Source organism: Nocardia sichangensis (genome assembly GCF_047200615.1).
GTDB lineage: Bacteria > Actinomycetota > Actinomycetes > Mycobacteriales > Mycobacteriaceae > Nocardia > Nocardia sichangensis.
In genome coordinates this window covers 15110-30580 of sequence record NZ_JBJZOK010000018.1, presented here as the reverse complement: position 1 = coordinate 30580, position 15471 = coordinate 15110, and the positions used below count along the sequence as shown (strand labels likewise).

The following is a 15471-nucleotide window of genomic DNA, read 5'->3' as shown; positions in this document are numbered from 1 at the left end:
GTGGGCACGCGTTCATCGATGCCTGTCCGGCAAGCGGCTCCGGGAACGCTACTGCCGCCGCCATCGCACGGTCGCACCCGAATCCCGTGTCCTTCCGCCTGCGGGAGGTTCCTCTCCGGTCGTCGGCAGGTACGCAGCATCATCTGCACTACGCGGCCCCGTACTATCTCGGGGAACCTTCGTTGTCCCTGCGGAAGAAAGCGCGAATCTCGTTGAGGCTGGGGGCGCCCGGGGAGATATCGGGCAGGTCGGGCAGGTCGTCGAGGTCGTCGTCGATGGGTGCGGCGAGCGCCTCGGCCTGCTGCTTCGCCCGGTGCGCCGCGGCCAGGGTGACCTCCACGATCGCCCTGCTCAACTGCTCCGGTGTCTGGCGCATCGCCGCGGCCGTGAGGCGCAGGTCCGTCAGCACGCCGGCGGCGTCCACCGTCACCTCTACCGATTGGTCGGGAGAACTCGCCTGCGTGCGAGCATTCTCCAGTTCTCGGAACACATCGGCGAGCCGACCCTGCTGACGTTCGAAGGAGTCGAGGAGATGTTCGAGCTGGTTGCGCATGCCGTTGTTGGCCGAGCGCAGGCCTTCGCGCTCCCATCGATCCATGCCACGACCTTCCGACTCGAATTCCTCAGCGGACAGCGACGACCGCGGACCTCCGAACGTGCCCATAATGATGACCGACAGGTGCGTGGTTCACCGCTGGTGGGAAGGGAGAAAGAACCAGACGCCGTCCGCCCGGGCCGAGGCGGGTCTCATCGCCGGTCCGGCACCGCCGCACGCGACATCGTCACCAGCAGCCGACCCAGCACCTTCTGCGGGCCGTTGGCCTCGTCGTCACTCGATTCGACCGCGGCGAATCCCTCGGCCAGCGCCCTGCCCGGAACGAATAGACCCTGCTCGAAACAGTCGTCGCCGAGCTGCGCCCGCCACCGCTTGTAGCCGGCGACCACCCGGCTCAGCGTCTGGCCTCGGGGGTCGTCGATCCGCACGTATTCGGTGATGAGCGCGCGTTGCGCCTCCTTGTGCGCCCGGAACCCGCCGATGAGGTCGATCGCGGCGCCGAGTTCCCGCAGGATCGCGGCATACATCGGTCGCCGTGGAGGACCGGATCGGGTCGTCGCCCGGGAACGGCCGGCCAACGTCCGAGGATCGATCACAGCAGCGTGAGCCAGTACGATCCACGGCGCCACCTCACCGGATCGCTTTGCCGTGCTGCGATCCTCGACGGAAGACAGCGAATCCGTCACATCCCGGATCTCGACTCCGCGCAGCACGACCGGCATCCGCGGGAGGACGGTGTCGACAGCATCGGCGATGTCCTGGACCGTTGCCGCGGCGATACCCGCCGCGTCGAATCCGACGATTTCGATGTTGTGCCGAGCGGCCATCTCCCGAGCGATCCGCATGGCCTCGGCATCGGTTGCTCGGTGAGCCCGCACGCCTGCGGGTTTCGGGGCCCGCTTCCGCCCGAGACGAGCCGGCTCCGGCTTCTTGCCCGCGGGCGGGCGGTCCGGGGTGCGCGGAGGAGATATCCGAGGCGGGGTTTCGTTCGCCGGCGCGGCCGAGGGGCTCGGAGCCTTTGCCCAAGGGGTGCCCGACCCGTTCCGCGTCCACGGCGTACCCGCCGGCGGCTTGCCGGCGTCCTTGCGGCCGCCCGGCATCGTCTGTGGACCCGCCTGCTGCCTCGTCGGTGTATCCGCCGGCGCTCCCTGCCGCTCTGCGCCGCTACCGGGTGTTGTCGGCGATCCGGTCTCGGCCGCCGGGGGTTGGTCACCGGATTTGTCCTGCGATTCGGTTTCTGGAGGATTGGTCGTCGAATCGTCCTGCTGTCCGGATTCCGGAGGTTGCTGTCCGGACTCTGCGGGCTGCTGGCCAGGATTCGCGGGCTGCTGACCGGGTGTCGGGAGTTGCTGGCCGGATGTCGGTGGTTGCTGTGTATCGACGCGGTCGTTCGGGGTGTCCGGCTGCGGACGGGCGGAGTCTCCGTTCGCCGTGCGATCGAACGTGCCCGGAGACCGTACGGAATCGTCTGTGGGACTGAGGGATTCGCTAGACGTCGTCTGCGGAATGGGTCCTGCCGACCGGTTCTGGCTCGGTGCGTTCGTGTACGGGATGCCATCGTCGGCCGAGTTTCGGATGTTCCGCCTGCCGTCGTGGTCCCGGTCCTCGAACGCATCGGCCGCATCCTTCATCGCGGAACTCATCGCCCGTATGTCCGCGACGAGGTCGTCGAACCCATCCAACGTACGGTCGGCACCGGGCTTGTAGGTGTGGGCGAACGTCTCGCCGGCTTCGTCGTCACCCCAGAACTCACCCTCGTCGGCGAGTGCCGCCTTCAGCTCGTTCGCCACCCGTTCGGCGTCCTCGGCCGCCTGCCGCAGCTCCTGCGCCGATTCGCGCAGCTGGGCCGGGTCGACCGACAATGATTCGGCCACGCGACCCCCTAGGTCGATTTCGAGACGGCCCGGCCGTCTTCGGCTGCTCAACGGGACGTCGCGCATCGGCGAATCGCCACGCGCTAGGTCGACCCGAGCCGAAGCATATGCGACGTGCGCTGGTGTTCTCGTCGGCGGGAACGTGTGCGGTGGGCGCTGCTGCGCTGGACGCGTGCGCGAGCGGGCGGTGACAGTGTGGCGAGCGTGGCGGCTGGCCTGGACTCCGACAACGTCGACATCCGGCTGTGCGCGGTCCTGGCGCTCGCCGAACTACCGGCGACGAGACGACGGTGGCGCTCACGAGCGCGCTCGATGACCCGGACCCGACGGGACCCCCGCACCGACCCCCGCGAGCGGCACATGGCTGTGGCAAACGTCGAGTAGAGCTCTCGCTGGTGTGCCACTCGTCGTCATCGCGGAGCCCGATCGCGTTCGAGTCGGCTGGCTGTGATTCGTTCGGTGGCTAGTGCGGAGGCTTGGTCGAGGTTGCCGCCGGTCAATCGGGCCAGGATGTCCTTCAAGGTTTTGATTTCGCCGGAACCGCCCCAGTGTCCTTCGGGAATCTCGGTGGGGAAGACCCAGATGCGGCCGGGGTCGCGCGGCCACGCGCCGTCTTCGGCGTCGAGGATGGCCTCGGTGATCTCCCGGACGACACCGGCCCGCTGGATCGCGTCGAGTTGTCCCTCCGGTACGGACGGCACCACTTTGTACCGTGGGGCTTCCGCGGGCGCGCCGCCGACGAACACGGCGGCCGGCCGGTGCAGAAAGGCCCACGACACGGAGCGTGTGAGCGGGTCCGACGGGTCGAAACCCTCATGCCGGATGAGGATTTCGGTGATTCGGTTCAGCAGGGCTGCTTCGCGCTCGGGAGTGAAGGTGCCCGCAGGGATGTAGACATCGAGCATGGGCATGCCGACCGCCTCCTAGGTTTAGTTATGAAACTCAGATGGCGGCACCGTATGACCCTGGATATAAAAAGTCAACTCAGATGGGTATCGTGGCCGCATGACGTCCGCACCGCGCATCGACCCCGTCAACTGCTCAGTGGCACGTGCGCTGTCGGTGATCGGCGAACGCTGGTCGCTACTGATCGTGCGGGAGGCGCTCGACGGCGCGCGACGGTTCAGCGAGTTCCGCGACCGCTTGGGCATAGCCAGCAATCTGCTCTCGGCCCGGCTCGACAGCCTCGTCGAAGCCGACGTGCTGGAAAAAATTCCTTATCGGGAACCAGGGACTCGCCAGCGCTACGAGTACCGCCTCACCCAGCGCGGCTTGGATCTGCGACCGACCTTGATCGCCTTACTCGAATGGGGCGACAAATATCTGGCAGATCCGCAGGGCCCCTCGGTAGTGGTCCGCCACCAGACCGAAAGCGGCGAGGAATGCCAGAAGCCGGTCCGCGTCGTCCTCGAATGCGCCGGTGGCCACACCCATTTGCCACCCTCGACGATCCGCCGCACACCCGGACCCGGGGCGCATCTCGTGAACCCGGTCTGACCTCGGCTGAGGATGCCAGTGACCGCCGATAGAAGCAGTCCGCCTCACAAACGGCGAAGGCCGCCTCTATCGCATCGATGGAGGCGGCCTTCGGTTCGGCTGGGTCCGTGAAATCAGCGGGTGAACAGAAGCGCTCGCTTGACTTCCTGGATCGCCTTGGTGACCTCGATGCCGCGGGGGCAGGCGTCGGTGCAGTTGAAGGTGGTGCGGCAGCGCCAGACGCCTTCGACGTCGTTGAGGATGTCGAGGCGTTCGCGGGCGGCTTCGTCGCGGCTGTCGAAGATGAAGCGGTGGGCGTTCACGATCGCGGCCGGGCCGAAGTAGCTGCCGTCGCTCCAGTACACGGGGCAGGAGGTGGTGCAGCAGGCGCACAGGATGCACTTGGTGGTGTCGTCGAACCGGGCGCGGTCGGCCTGGCTCTGGATGCGTTCGCGGGTGGGCTCGTTGCCCGAGGTGATCAGGTAGGGCTTCACCGCGCGGAACGCGTCGAAGAACGGCTCCATGTTCACCACGAGGTCCTTCTCCACGGGCAGGCCGCGGATCGGCTCGACGGTGACGGTGATCGACTTGCCGTTCTTGGGCAGCATGTCCTTCATCAGCACCTTGCAGGCCAGCCGGTTGACGCCGTTGATCCGCATGGCGTCGGAACCGCAGACGCCGTGCGCGCAGGACCGGCGGAAGGTGAGCGTGCCGTCCAAGTAGGACTTGATGTAGATCAGCAGGTTCAGGAAGCGGTCGGTCGGCAGCGCGGGCACCTGGAAGGACTCCCAGTGCGCGCCCTTGTCGTCCTCCGGATTGAACCGGGCCACCTTGACGGTGATCATCACGGAGCCCTCGGGGACCGGAGCGGGCGTCTGCGAAGAGGGTGCTTCGGCAACAGCAGTCATCAGTACTTACGCTCCATCGGCTCGTAACGGGTCTGCACCACCGGCTTGAAGTCCAGGCGGATGTCCGAAAGGAGCTCCGAGCCCTCCTTGTAGGCCATCGTGTGGCGCATGAAGTTCACGTCGTCGCGGTCCGGGTAGTCCTCGCGGGCGTGGCCGCCGCGCGATTCCTTCCGGTTGAGCGCGCCGACCACGGTGACCTCGGCCAGCTCGAGCAGGAAGCCGAGCTCGACGGCCTCGAGCAGGTCGCTGTTGTAGCGCTTGCCCTTGTCCTGCACGGTGATCCGCGCGTAACGCTCCTTGAGCGCGTGGATGTCGGTGAGCGCCTGCTTGAGCGTGTCCTCGGTGCGGAACACCGAGGCGTTGTTGTCCATCGACCGCTGCAGCTCGGTGCGGATGTCGGCGACCCGCTCGTCGCCGTGCTCGCTCAGCAGCTGGGTCAGCCAGTCCTGCACCATCTGCGCCGGGTTCTCCGGCAGCTCGACGAACTCGCTGCGCTGCGCGTGCTCCGCGGCGGCGATGCCGGCGCGGCGGCCGAACACGTTGATGTCCAGCAGCGAGTTGGTGCCCAGACGGTTGGCGCCGTGCACCGAGACGCACGCGCACTCGCCCGCGGCGTAGAGGCCGGGGACGACGTCGCTGTTGTTGCGCAGCACCTCGCCGCGGATGCGGGTCGGGATGCCGCCCATCACGTAGTGACAGGTCGGGAACACCGGCACCAGTTCCTTCACCGGGTCCACACCCAGGTAGGTACGGGAGAACTCGGTGATGTCGGGCAGCTTCTCCTCGAGCACGTCCTCGCCGAGGTGGGTCACGTCGATGTAGACGTAGTCCTTGTTCGGGCCCGCGCCGCGACCCTCCAGCACCTCGAGCACCATCGAGCGAGCGACGATGTCACGCGGCGCGAGGTCCTTGATGGTGGGGGCGTAGCGCTCCATGAACCGCTCGCCGTCGGCGTTGCGCAGGATGCCGCCCTCGCCGCGGACGGCCTCGGAGATCAGGATGCCGAGTCCGGCCAGGCCCGTCGGGTGGAACTGGTGGAACTCCATGTCCTCCAGCGGCAGGCCCTTGCGGAACACGATCGCCATGCCGTCGCCGGTCAGGGTGTGCGCGTTCGAGGTGGTCTTGTACATCCGGCCCGAACCGCCGGTGGCGAACACGATCGACTTGGCGTGGAAGACGTGGATGTCGCCGGTGGCCAGCTCGTAGGCGACCACGCCGGTCGCGACCGGGCCGCGATCGGTGTCGGTGAGCACCAGGTCCAGCACGTAGAACTCGTTGAAGAACTCCACGTCGTGCTTGACGCAGTTCTGGTACAGCGTCTGCAGGATCATGTGGCCGGTGCGGTCGGCGGCGTAGCACGCGCGGCGAACCGGGGCCTTGCCGTGATCGCGAGTGTGCCCGCCGAAGCGCCGCTGGTCGATCTTGCCCTCGGGCGTCCGGTTGAACGGCAGGCCCATCTTCTCGAGGTCGAGCACCGCGTCGATGGCCTCTTTGGCCATGATCTCCGCGGCGTCCTGGTCGACCAGGTAGTCACCACCCTTGACGGTGTCGAAGGTGTGCCATTCCCAGTTGTCCTCTTCGACGTTGGCCAGCGCGGCGCACATGCCGCCCTGGGCCGCGCCGGTGTGGCTGCGGGTGGGGTACAGCTTGGTCAGCACCGCCGTCCGAGCACGCGGGCCGGCCTCGATCGCGGCGCGCATGCCCGCGCCGCCCGCGCCGACGATGACGACGTCGTAGCGGTGCTCCTGGACAGGACGAGATTCACTCATGCGAGGGGGCCTGTTCCTAACTGATGTTGGGGTCGAAGGTGAAGATGACGTAGGTGCCCACGCCCATGATCAGGATCATCGAGACGGCCAGCAGGGTCTTGAGCCAGAAGCGGGTCGAGTCCTTGCGGGAGTAGTCGTCGATGACCGTGCGCAGGCCGTTGCCGCCGTGCAGCTGCGCCAGCCACAGCATGGTCAGGTCCCAGAACTGCCAGAACGGGCTGGACCAGCGGCCTGCGACGAAGGCGAAGTTGAGTCGCTTCACGCCGCCGTCGAGCAGCAGCATGATCGCCATGTGGCCGAGTACAAGCACGATCAGCAGCAGGCCGGAGAAACGCATGAACAGCCAGGCGTACTTCTCGAAGTTGTTGTTCGAGCGCGCGCGCGGCGAACGCGGCAGGTCCAGGCTGGCCGGACGGTCGTAAGACTTTCCGATGACAGGTGCGCTCATTTTCAGTGCTCCGTGAACAGGTAGAAGAACTGGCGCCCGATCGCGGGAACGGCCAGCAGGAACCAGATCGCGAGAATGATCCAGAGCATCAGGCGCTGGTACTTCGGGCCCTTGGACCAGAAGTCCACCAGGATCACGCGGACGCCGTTGAGCGCGTGGAACAGGACGACGACGACCAGGCCCATCTCCATCAACGCCACGATGGGCGTCTTGTAGGTCTCGATCGCTTCGTTGTAGGTGTCCGGGCTCACGCGCACCAGGGCGGTGTCCAGCACGTGGACGAAGAGGAAGAAGAAGATGGTGACGCCGGTGATCCGGTGCAGCGCCCACGACCACATTCCGGGGTCGCCTCGGTACAGCGTCTTCCGCTTCGGCTGGGCCGGAGCTTCAATCGTGGTCATAGAGTGCGGTGCCTCCAACGTCGTTGATGGACCCGGTTTCAGATCCGACGCCGACGGCGTGGCGGGCGAATGCCCAGGTGGCTGTACTCCGGCCCGTCGCAGGGAACCTGAACCGATCTGTTCTGGACTCTAATCCTCCAGCAATCCCGGAACTAATTCGGCGTACCGTGCGTTGCGCGACACCGGATCGGGTTAGGCTTACCTTTCTTGATGGGTGCGGGGTTCCGTCGTGGTCCTTGCGCGGCCGTGATCGGCTCGGTCCCGAAGGGGTTCTCTGTGTCGGAAATCGACTGGAAATTATTGCGCGACAACGCTTTTCAAGTCATGCACAACGCCTATGCGCCGTACTCGCGGTTTCCGGTCGGCGCCGCGGCTCTCAGTGTCGATGGCCGAACAGTGAGCGGTTGCAATGTGGAAAATGTCTCATACGGTTTGGGCCTGTGTGCCGAATGTGTACTCATCGGTAACTTGATTTCGGGGGGTGGGGGGCGTCTTCGGGCCATCTCCGTCACCGATTCTCGCGGCGAAATCCTGATGCCCTGCGGGCGCTGCCGCCAACTGCTCCACGAGCACGGTGGAGGCGATCTCCTTGTTGATCACAAGGCCGGGCCCGTGCCGTTGCGCACGCTGCTGCCGGACGCGTTCGGCCCCGACGACTTGGACGCGGGGCAGGTCTAGGCGAGCACCTCGGCGACGCTGCCGGTGTCGCCCGGCTCGCGACCGCCGGTCATACCGATTCGTGTGCGTCTGCCCTCGTAGATCGTGGCGGATCCGCCGGATGATCTCGGCTTCGGCGCGCCCGGAGACCTGCAGCGCTGCGGGTGGCGTCCCATCGGCGAGAACTCGGCTGCGCGCAGGCCCATGCCAAACTGTCGACCGTGACGGCACTGGACGCGGTTTCGATCATCACGACCAAGCGCGACGGCGGTGAGCTGTCGGACGCGCAGATCGACTGGGTGGTCGACGGCTTCACCCGCGGCGCGGTGGCCGACGAGCAGATGTCGGCGCTGGCCATGGCGATCGTCTGGCGCGGGATGACGCGGCGCGAGACGGCGCGGTGGACCGCCGCGATGATCGCGTCCGGGCGGCGCATGGACCTCACCGGTCTGCCGCGCCCGACCGTGGACAAGCACTCGACCGGCGGCGTGGGTGACAAGATCACGCTGCCGCTGGCGCCGCTGGTCGCGGCGTGCGGCGCGGCGGTGCCGCAGTTGTCCGGGCGCGGTCTCGGTCACACCGGCGGCACCCTGGACAAGCTGGAATCCATCCCCGGCTGGCAGGCGGACGTGCCCGCGTCGCGGATGCGAGATCTCCTGACCGATCCGGCCATCGGCGCGGTGATCTGCGCGGCAGGCGCCGACCTCGCGCCCGCGGACCGACGGCTCTACGCCTTGCGCGACGTCACCGGCACGGTCGAATCGATCCCGCTGATCGCCAGCTCCATCATGAGCAAGAAGATCGCCGAGGGCACCGCGGCGCTGTTGCTGGACGTCAAGGTCGGCTCCGGCGCGTTCCTGAAGACCCTCGCCGGGGCGCGCGAGCTGGCGACCGCGATGGTCGAACTCGGCGACGACGCGGGTGTGCGGACGGTCGCGCTGCTCACCGCCATGGACACCCCGCTCGGCCGCACCGCGGGCAATGCCATGGAAGTCGCCGAATCGGTGGAGGTGCTCGCGGGGGGTGGTCCCGCCGACGTCGTCGAGCTGACCATCGCCTTGGCTCGCGAGATGGTCGCGCTGGCCGGGCTGGACACCGACCCCGCGGACGCGCTGGCCGACGGCAGGGCGATGGATCACTGGCGGACGATGATTCGCGCCCAGGGCGGCGACCCGGACGCGAAGCTGCCCACCGCGAAACACACCGAGACCGTGCGCTGCGACGCCGACGGCGTCCTGACCAGGCTCGATGCGCTGGGTGTCGGCATCGCCGCCTGGCGTCTGGGGGCGGGCCGGGCGCGTCAGGGCGATCCTGTTCAGTTCGGCGCGGGCATCGAAATGCACGCCAAGCCGGGCGATACCGTGACAGCGGGACAGCCGCTGCTCACTCTGCACACCGATACTCCCGAGGCGTTCCCCGGCGCGATGGAAGCTCTGCGCGACGCCGTCACCATCGGAACCGATGCCGCGCCCATTCCGGGTCAGCTGGTTCTCGATCGGATCACGTCCTGAGCTGTCCGCGGTGTCCCCTCGGGCCTGACCAATGGGCGGTCGAGGGGTCGTTCCGTCTCGTGGGCTCAGGGTCGCACCTCGGCGGGAATGTCGATGCTCGTCTCGGCGCCCACACCGGTCCAGCGGCTCACCTGCTTGCTTGCTCCACACGTCCTGTCCCGGCCGGGCCTCCGCCGTACTCGACCGTTCGGCCTCTCTAAGAGGCTCGACCGTTCGGCCGCTGTGAGGGTGAGCATCACCATGCTCCCGATCCGGAATCAGCGCACATACGCGCTTGCGGTCCACGGTCCCTGCGTCGGTGGCCGGTCCGAGGGGCTGCGGTACTCCGGCCTGTGGTGGGCACACGTGACGCGCGGGTGACGCAGAACCGGTCGGTGTCCGGTTGTGGACCGGGCAGCATCCGGCGGGCAACGAGATGGTTGTTACGGCCGAAGTCGGCTGCCGTTTCGGCCCGCTGCGGCTACCGTCGATACATGACTGGACCGATGCCTCTGACCCTCGCCTCGATCCGCCAAGCGCCGAAAGCGCTGCTGCACGACCACCTCGACGGTGGCCTGCGGCCCGCGACGGTGCTCGACCTCGCCGCCCAGTGCGGCTACGAGGATCTACCCGCCGACGACGAGGCGTCGCTGGCGGCCTGGTTCCGCGACGCGGCCGACAGCGGATCGCTGGAACGGTACCTGGAGACCTTCGCGCACACCGTCGCCGTGATGCAGACCCCCGAGGGCCTGCGCCGGGTCGCCCGCGAATGCGCCGAGGACCTCGCCGCCGACGGCGTGGTGTACGCGGAGGTGCGTTTCGCCCCCGAACAACACTTGGAGCGCGGTCTCACGCTGGACGAGGTGGTCGAGCACACGCTGACCGGGTTCCGCGAAGGCGAGGCGGCCGCCGCCGAGGACGGGCACCCGATCGTGGTGACCTGTCTGCTCACGGCGATGCGGCACGCCGCGCGCTCGCGGGAGATCGCGGAGCTGGCGGTGCGCTTCCGCGATCGCGGAGTGGGCGGTTTCGACATCGCCGGCGCGGAGGCCGGTTACCCGCCGAGCAGGCACCTGGACGCGTTCGAATACATGCGCGCCAACAGCGCGCACTTCACCATCCACGCGGGCGAGGCCTTCGGTCTGCCGTCCATCCACGAGGCGCTCGCGTTCTGCGGCTGCGACCGGCTCGGCCACGGCGTGCGGATCACCGACGACATCACCGTGCCCGGCGCGGTCGAGGACGCACAGCTCGGGCTGGTCGCCAACTATGTCCGCGACTTGCGCATCCCGCTGGAGCTGTGTCCGTCGTCGAACGTGCAGACCGGCGCGGTGCCCTCGCTGGACAAGCACCCCTTCGACCTGCTGGCCCGCCTGCGTTTCCGCGTCACGGTCAACACCGACAACCGGCTGATGAGCGATACCAGCATGAGCCAGGAGATGCTCAAGCTGGTCGAGACGTTCGGCTACGGCTGGAGCGATTTGGAACGGTTCACCATCAACGCCATGAAGTCGGCGTTCATCCCGTTTCCCGAGCGGTTGCGGATCATCGACGACATCATCAAGCCCGGATACGCGGTCCTCATCGGGTAGCGCTGTTCATAGGACGGATTGCGGGCGCGCACGAGGGTAGGCGGCGCCGGATCACCGCGCGGCAGCGAGGTTCCGCAGTCGGCAACCGGTTCGCTAGCGTGGCGACTATGGCGACTTTGCGCATCCCCCGCCGGTTCAACGGACCGCCCGACTCCGGCAACGGTGGTTACGTGGCCGGTCTGCTCGCCGACCGGCGCCCCGAGCCGGCCGTCACCGTGGTACTGCGGAGTCCGCCGCCCTTGGAGACGCCGCTCGACGTGCGGGACGAACGGCTCTACGACGGGGACAGACTGATCGCCGAGTCGAAGGGCGGCGAACTCGAACGCGACGCACCGCGCCATGTCGCGTTCGACGACGCGGTGGAGGCGACACGCAGCTACACAAGCATCGAGATGTTCGCTTCCTGCTTCGTCTGTGGCAGCTGCCGGGCGGACGGTCTGCGCATCGAACCCGGCAGGCTCGATGAGAACCGAGTCGCCGCGCCGTGGGTGCCCGACGCCACCGTGCCGCTGGGGCCGCCGCTGCTGTGGGCCGCGATGGACTGCCCTGGCGGCTGGTCGCTGCCCGGCATGCTCGAACGTCCCGCGCTGCTCGGCTCGATGACCGCCACGGTGCACGGCATCCCGCACGTCGACGAGCGCTGCGTCGTGGTGGGCGAGTTCCACGGCGAGCAGGGCCGCAAATGCTTCGCCTCGACCGCGGTCTACAGCGCCGACGGACGCCTGCTCGGGCAGGCCGAGCAGGTCTGGATCCGCTTGACCTGATTACTGCTTGTCGAGCCGGGACTCCAGGTTGCGTTCCAGTTCCCGCCAGGCCTGGGACTCGGCGGCGAACGGCGGGTTGGGCGCCAGCCGGGTGGGGTCCGGGTTCAGCAGGTAGGAGACATACCAGCCCAGCGGGGTGGACTGGGCCAGGGCTTGTTCCACCGTGTCGTCGTCGGCGTAGTCGGCGGCGTCGGTGAACAGTTCGACCGCCAGGTCCAGCTGCTCGATGTCGACCGCCTCCGGGCCTTCGGCCAGGTCCTCGGCCAAGCCGGGCAGCACGTAGACGTTCTCGTCGGTGACCTCGACCTCCAGCGAGCCGTCCACCGCCGCGGTCTGCACATCGGCGAAGGTGCTCACGCGGGACAGATCGTGCTCGTGGTCGTCGGCGAGGTAGCGGGCCAGCGCCCGTTCGGAGGAGAACACGGTGATCGAGCCCTTGGAGCCGAGGAAGATCGGCTCGTCGTCGAGGTAACAGCGCAGCGTGAAGACACTGCCCTCGGACGTGATGATCTTGACCGGGTCGATGCCGACCTCGTGCCAGAACGATTCGTCCTCGTCTTCCTCGTCCTCGTCGTCTTCCTCTTCGTCGAGGTCGACGGGCTCGAACTCCTCGTCCTCGTCGCTGTCGGCCGCGTCGTCGGCGTCGACCACGTTCTCCTCGGCGGCCAGCAGTTCGGCCTCGGCGACCGCGACCGCCTCGGCGTCGACCTCGGGCGTCCGCACCACGGAGTCGATGGCGTCCAGAACGTCGTCCCAGCCCTTGGCGATGGCCGCGCCGATCTGGTCCCACAGCTCCTCGCCGTCGCGACCGACGAACGCGCTCACGCCGCCGGGCAGCGCGCCGAGCACCGGATGCGAGCCGAAGAACTTCGTCACCGTCTCCAGTTCGCACACCTCGCCGATGTTGCGGACCATGCCGAGCGTGTCCTCCAGCTCGGCGACGGTGTCGACGTCGGGCTCGCCCGCCGCCAGCTCCGGCACCGCGACCAGGTCGAAGGAGAAGTTCTCCTCCGGCTCCAGTTCGACCGCCGACAGACCCGCGATGACCTTCCAGGCCGGATGGTCCACCAGGTCGTTGTCGGCGTTGGTGCGGATGAATGCGGCCAGCTCCGCCACGGACTCGAAACCGTAGAGGGCGTCCTCGTGACCGAGGAACGCCTCCCACTCGTCGTCACCGTCTCGCCAGCGCGGTGCCCACAAGGTGACGAGATCGCCGTCGGTCAGGCCGAGCTCGATCGGGACGATGTCTCCAGAAGCCATGTGCGGAAGCCTATCGACCTTCCGCGTCAGGCACTATCCGGCCCGCCCCCATTCGTCCCCGCGGGCGGCTCCGCCGCGGGGACGAACGACTCGTTCAGTGTCGCAACGACCTTGGACCGCTGTGCGCCGGCGTCCTCGGCGGCCTGTCTGCACGCCCAGACGATCAACTGTCCGACCTCCGCGGGCGGCAGCGAAGTGACCGATTCCGCCAAGGTCAGGCCGACCAGCGCGCCATCGCTGTTCACCTCGACGCTCACCGCGCCGTCCTCCGAGGTGAACCGTCCTCGTACCTGCTTCAGTCCGTACAGCGCGGCTTCCAGCGCCTCCAGTTTCTGGGTGGCCGACGTGACCAGGGCGTCCATTTCCGCACTCATACCGGCCTCATCCAGCTCGTCGGTCCCGTGTCCGCGTCGTCGATCCGGTCCAGCTCGTCCACCGCCTGCTGGCGGGTGGGCAGGCCGAGCCGGTCGAGGATGTCCGAGGGCATGCCCGCCTCGGCGAGCAGTTCGCGCCGCCGCGCCCGCGCCGCGATGGCGGAACGCTGGGTGAGCCGCAGGATCTCGTTCGCGAGCGACTGTGCGCCGTAGCGGTATTCGCTGCGCTCGAACTTGATCTCCACCGGCATGCCCTGGTCGGTGGCGCGCACCGAGATGGTGCCCGACCGGTTGCTGCTGGCCGCGACCGTGACATTCGGGACTTGGGGTCGGGTCATGCCGTCGGCCTGTAGAAGCCGTGGAAGTCCATGCCTGAGTTCTCCGTTCGAATCGAGCTGATCTGGACCGGGTCACCCGCCTCGACGAACTGCCCGTTGCCGATCACCATGGCCACGTGGCCGTCCCAGATCGCGAGGTCGCCTGGCATCAGGTCACCGGCCGACACCGGTGTGGCCCCGTTGCCCTGGTCGGCCGCGAGCCGGGGCAGGTCGACGCCCGCCTCGCCGTAGGCGTATTTGGTGAGCCCGCTGCAGTCCAATCCGGCGCCCGGGCTGTTGCCGCCCCAGACGTAAGGCGTGCCGACGGCGCCGATCGCCGACCGGACCGCTGTGGCGGCCTGTTCGTTGGGGGCCTCCACGACGCTGCCGTCGGGCAGCGTGATCTTCACGCCCTTGCCGTCGTCGGGCGCCCCCGACGAACCGGTGTCCGGCCGGGGCGTACCCGACGACGTGCCGGGTGTGCCACTGGAACTGCGCGAGGACAGCGACTGCAGCGGTGTGGCCATCACGGTGCTCAGTAACGACCCGGCGCCGTTGAGCACGCCGGACGCGGCGGACGCTGCCTGCTGCACGCCGGCGGCGGGCACACCGGCGAGCGACGTGGTGGGCGGCGGCGGAGTCAGGTCGTTCATCGACGCGGTGTGCGTCTGCAATTCGTTCTGCACCCGGCCGACGACGTTGAGCGCCTGGTTGAGGTGGTCGATCGCCGAGCCGACGAGCACCGTCAGACCCTCCGGCGTCGCCAGGACCGGACCCATGCTCGCCGCGGTGTTCACAAACGACTGCGCGATGTCGGTGAGTTCCTTCTGACCTGTCTCGACCTCGCCCGCGGCCTGGTTCACGACCGTGGCCATGTCGTTGCCGCGATCGGAGATGGTGGCGGCGGTGGTCTGCACGCGCAGCGCTTTCGCGGTGGCCGCGTCGGCGGCGCGGCCGTCCCACGCGGCGTTCATCTCGTTGATGCTGTCGCGGCCCATCTGATGGATCTGGTCGACCACGGTCGAGGTGCTGCGCAGCGCGTCGGTGGGACCGCCCGCGGGCAGCACACCGCTGCCGAAGCTGGCGAGCAGGTCCAGGATCGGCTGGGCCAGTGCGTTGACATCGATCACGCGCTCACTCCAGCTCGGTGGCCGCGCTCCGCAGCGCTCCGGCGTGGGCGGCGTCGGTTTCGGTGAGGACGGCCGCGGACCCGGTGGCCGCGCCGCCCATGCTGGTCAGCACCGCCGACAGCTGCCCGATCGAGGCCACGTGCCCGGCGTGCGCCGCGGCGTAGGCCGCCATGAAGTCACCGCCGATCAACCCCATGATCGGGCCGAGCAACGCGGGCTCGGCCGCCGCCGCGCTCACCCCCGCCGCCGCCATCTCACCGGCCATGACGTGCGCGGTCGCACCGTAGGCCGCGATGCCTTCGGTGTCCGCCGACATCTTTCGCATCAGAGCTTCCCCCATCTGTTGTTCCCAGGCAGAGTACGTCATCCACTTGGTTCGACGCGCGCTGTTCCGTTTCGGTTCCGCCGCTTCGGAAAAAAAGTCCGGTGGCGTCCGGCGGGGCGTCCGCGACCGA

General features: G+C 68.1%; 18 protein-coding genes. 5 read left to right on the top strand and 13 right to left on the bottom strand.

Features of this window, described 5'->3' with window-relative positions; all coding sequences use genetic code 11:
* Positions 1-163: 163 nt before the first annotated feature.
* From ACL03I_RS24025 to ACL03I_RS24015, 3 genes are all read right to left on the bottom strand, one after another.
* Positions 164-598 carry a YbaB/EbfC family nucleoid-associated protein gene (locus ACL03I_RS24025; RefSeq protein ID WP_355079073.1) on the bottom strand — a complete coding sequence of 145 codons (435 nt, stop codon included), beginning with the start codon at positions 596-598 and terminating at the stop codon, positions 164-166.
* A 149-nt stretch (positions 599-747) separates the two neighbouring features.
* Entirely contained in the window at positions 748-2430 is a 1683-nt protein-coding gene (locus ACL03I_RS24020) for a WXG100 family type VII secretion target (RefSeq protein ID WP_412807003.1), read from the bottom strand.
* A gap of 410 nt (positions 2431-2840) precedes the next feature.
* Positions 2841-3341: a hypothetical protein gene (locus ACL03I_RS24015; RefSeq protein ID WP_412807002.1), complete on the bottom strand. Its 501-nt coding sequence runs from the start codon at positions 3339-3341 to the stop codon at positions 2841-2843.
* Positions 3342-3435: 94 nt separating this feature from the next.
* Here ACL03I_RS24015 and ACL03I_RS24010 point away from each other — a divergent pair, with 94 nt between their 5' ends.
* Positions 3436-3927, top strand: a complete 492-nt coding sequence (locus ACL03I_RS24010) for a winged helix-turn-helix transcriptional regulator (protein WP_355079081.1) — start codon at positions 3436-3438, stop codon at positions 3925-3927.
* 113 nt (positions 3928-4040) lie between these two features.
* On the opposite strand, the gene ACL03I_RS24005 is transcribed toward ACL03I_RS24010, so the two are convergent.
* The 4 genes from ACL03I_RS24005 to sdhC are packed head-to-tail and all read right to left on the bottom strand — an operon-like array spanning position 4041 to position 7432.
* Positions 4041-4814 carry a succinate dehydrogenase iron-sulfur subunit gene (locus ACL03I_RS24005; protein ID WP_355079083.1) on the bottom strand — a complete coding sequence of 258 codons (774 nt, stop codon included), beginning with the start codon at positions 4812-4814 and terminating at the stop codon, positions 4041-4043.
* Positions 4814-6583 (bottom strand): succinate dehydrogenase flavoprotein subunit, encoded by a 1770-nt coding sequence (gene sdhA, locus ACL03I_RS24000; RefSeq protein WP_355079085.1) that lies wholly within the window; start codon positions 6581-6583, stop codon positions 4814-4816. Before sdhA ends, ACL03I_RS24005 begins: the two co-directional genes overlap by 1 nt.
* 16 nt (positions 6584-6599) lie before the next feature.
* Positions 6600-7031, bottom strand: a complete 432-nt coding sequence (locus tag ACL03I_RS23995; RefSeq protein ID WP_039796191.1) for a succinate dehydrogenase hydrophobic membrane anchor subunit — start codon at positions 7029-7031, stop codon at positions 6600-6602.
* A 2-nt stretch (positions 7032-7033) separates the two neighbouring features.
* Entirely contained in the window at positions 7034-7432 is a 399-nt protein-coding gene (gene sdhC, locus ACL03I_RS23990; protein ID WP_083863252.1) for a succinate dehydrogenase, cytochrome b556 subunit, read from the bottom strand.
* A 276-nt stretch (positions 7433-7708) separates the two neighbouring features.
* Between sdhC and ACL03I_RS23985 the strand changes: the two genes are divergently transcribed.
* The gene (locus ACL03I_RS23985; protein ID WP_356964662.1) at positions 7709-8110 is read left to right on the top strand and encodes a cytidine deaminase; all 402 of its coding nucleotides are present in this window, start codon (positions 7709-7711) and stop codon (positions 8108-8110) included.
* On the opposite strand, the gene ACL03I_RS23980 is transcribed toward ACL03I_RS23985, so the two are convergent.
* Positions 8107-8295, bottom strand: a complete 189-nt coding sequence (locus tag ACL03I_RS23980; RefSeq protein ID WP_355079090.1) for a hypothetical protein — start codon at positions 8293-8295, stop codon at positions 8107-8109. The genes ACL03I_RS23985 and ACL03I_RS23980 overlap by 4 nt on opposite strands.
* A 15-nt stretch (positions 8296-8310) precedes the next feature.
* Here ACL03I_RS23980 and ACL03I_RS23975 point away from each other — a divergent pair, with 15 nt between their 5' ends.
* The 3 genes from ACL03I_RS23975 (at position 8311) to ACL03I_RS23965 (ending at position 11935) form a co-directional block, all read left to right on the top strand.
* Positions 8311-9600, top strand: coding sequence for a thymidine phosphorylase (locus tag ACL03I_RS23975; protein ID WP_412807001.1), 1290 nt, complete (start codon positions 8311-8313; stop codon positions 9598-9600).
* Between the two features lie 473 nt (positions 9601-10073).
* A complete protein-coding gene (locus ACL03I_RS23970; protein ID WP_355079094.1) occupies positions 10074-11171 on the top strand; it encodes an adenosine deaminase in 1098 nt (365 codons plus the stop codon).
* Positions 11172-11278: 107 nt separating this feature from the next.
* A complete protein-coding gene (locus tag ACL03I_RS23965) occupies positions 11279-11935 on the top strand; it encodes a hypothetical protein (protein WP_412807000.1) in 657 nt (218 codons plus the stop codon).
* Here the strand turns inward: ACL03I_RS23965 and ACL03I_RS23960 are convergent, their stop codons facing one another.
* From ACL03I_RS23960 to ACL03I_RS23940, 5 genes are read right to left on the bottom strand one after another with little or no spacing between them, the layout of a single operon-like run.
* A complete protein-coding gene (locus ACL03I_RS23960) occupies positions 11936-13195 on the bottom strand; it encodes a primosomal protein (protein WP_355079098.1) in 1260 nt (419 codons plus the stop codon).
* A gap of 26 nt (positions 13196-13221) precedes the next feature.
* The gene (locus ACL03I_RS23955) at positions 13222-13569 is read right to left on the bottom strand and encodes a YbaB/EbfC family nucleoid-associated protein (RefSeq protein ID WP_355079100.1); all 348 of its coding nucleotides are present in this window, start codon (positions 13567-13569) and stop codon (positions 13222-13224) included.
* Positions 13566-13907 (bottom strand): hypothetical protein, encoded by a 342-nt coding sequence (locus tag ACL03I_RS23950; RefSeq protein WP_067803443.1) that lies wholly within the window; start codon positions 13905-13907, stop codon positions 13566-13568. The genes ACL03I_RS23955 and ACL03I_RS23950 overlap by 4 nt, the downstream gene beginning before the upstream one ends.
* A complete protein-coding gene (locus tag ACL03I_RS23945) occupies positions 13904-15016 on the bottom strand; it encodes a C40 family peptidase (RefSeq protein ID WP_355079102.1) in 1113 nt (370 codons plus the stop codon). The genes ACL03I_RS23950 and ACL03I_RS23945 overlap by 4 nt, the downstream gene beginning before the upstream one ends.
* A 4-nt stretch (positions 15017-15020) precedes the next feature.
* Positions 15021-15341 carry a hypothetical protein gene (locus tag ACL03I_RS23940; RefSeq protein ID WP_355079104.1) on the bottom strand — a complete coding sequence of 107 codons (321 nt, stop codon included), beginning with the start codon at positions 15339-15341 and terminating at the stop codon, positions 15021-15023.
* Positions 15342-15471: the final 130 nt, after the last annotated feature.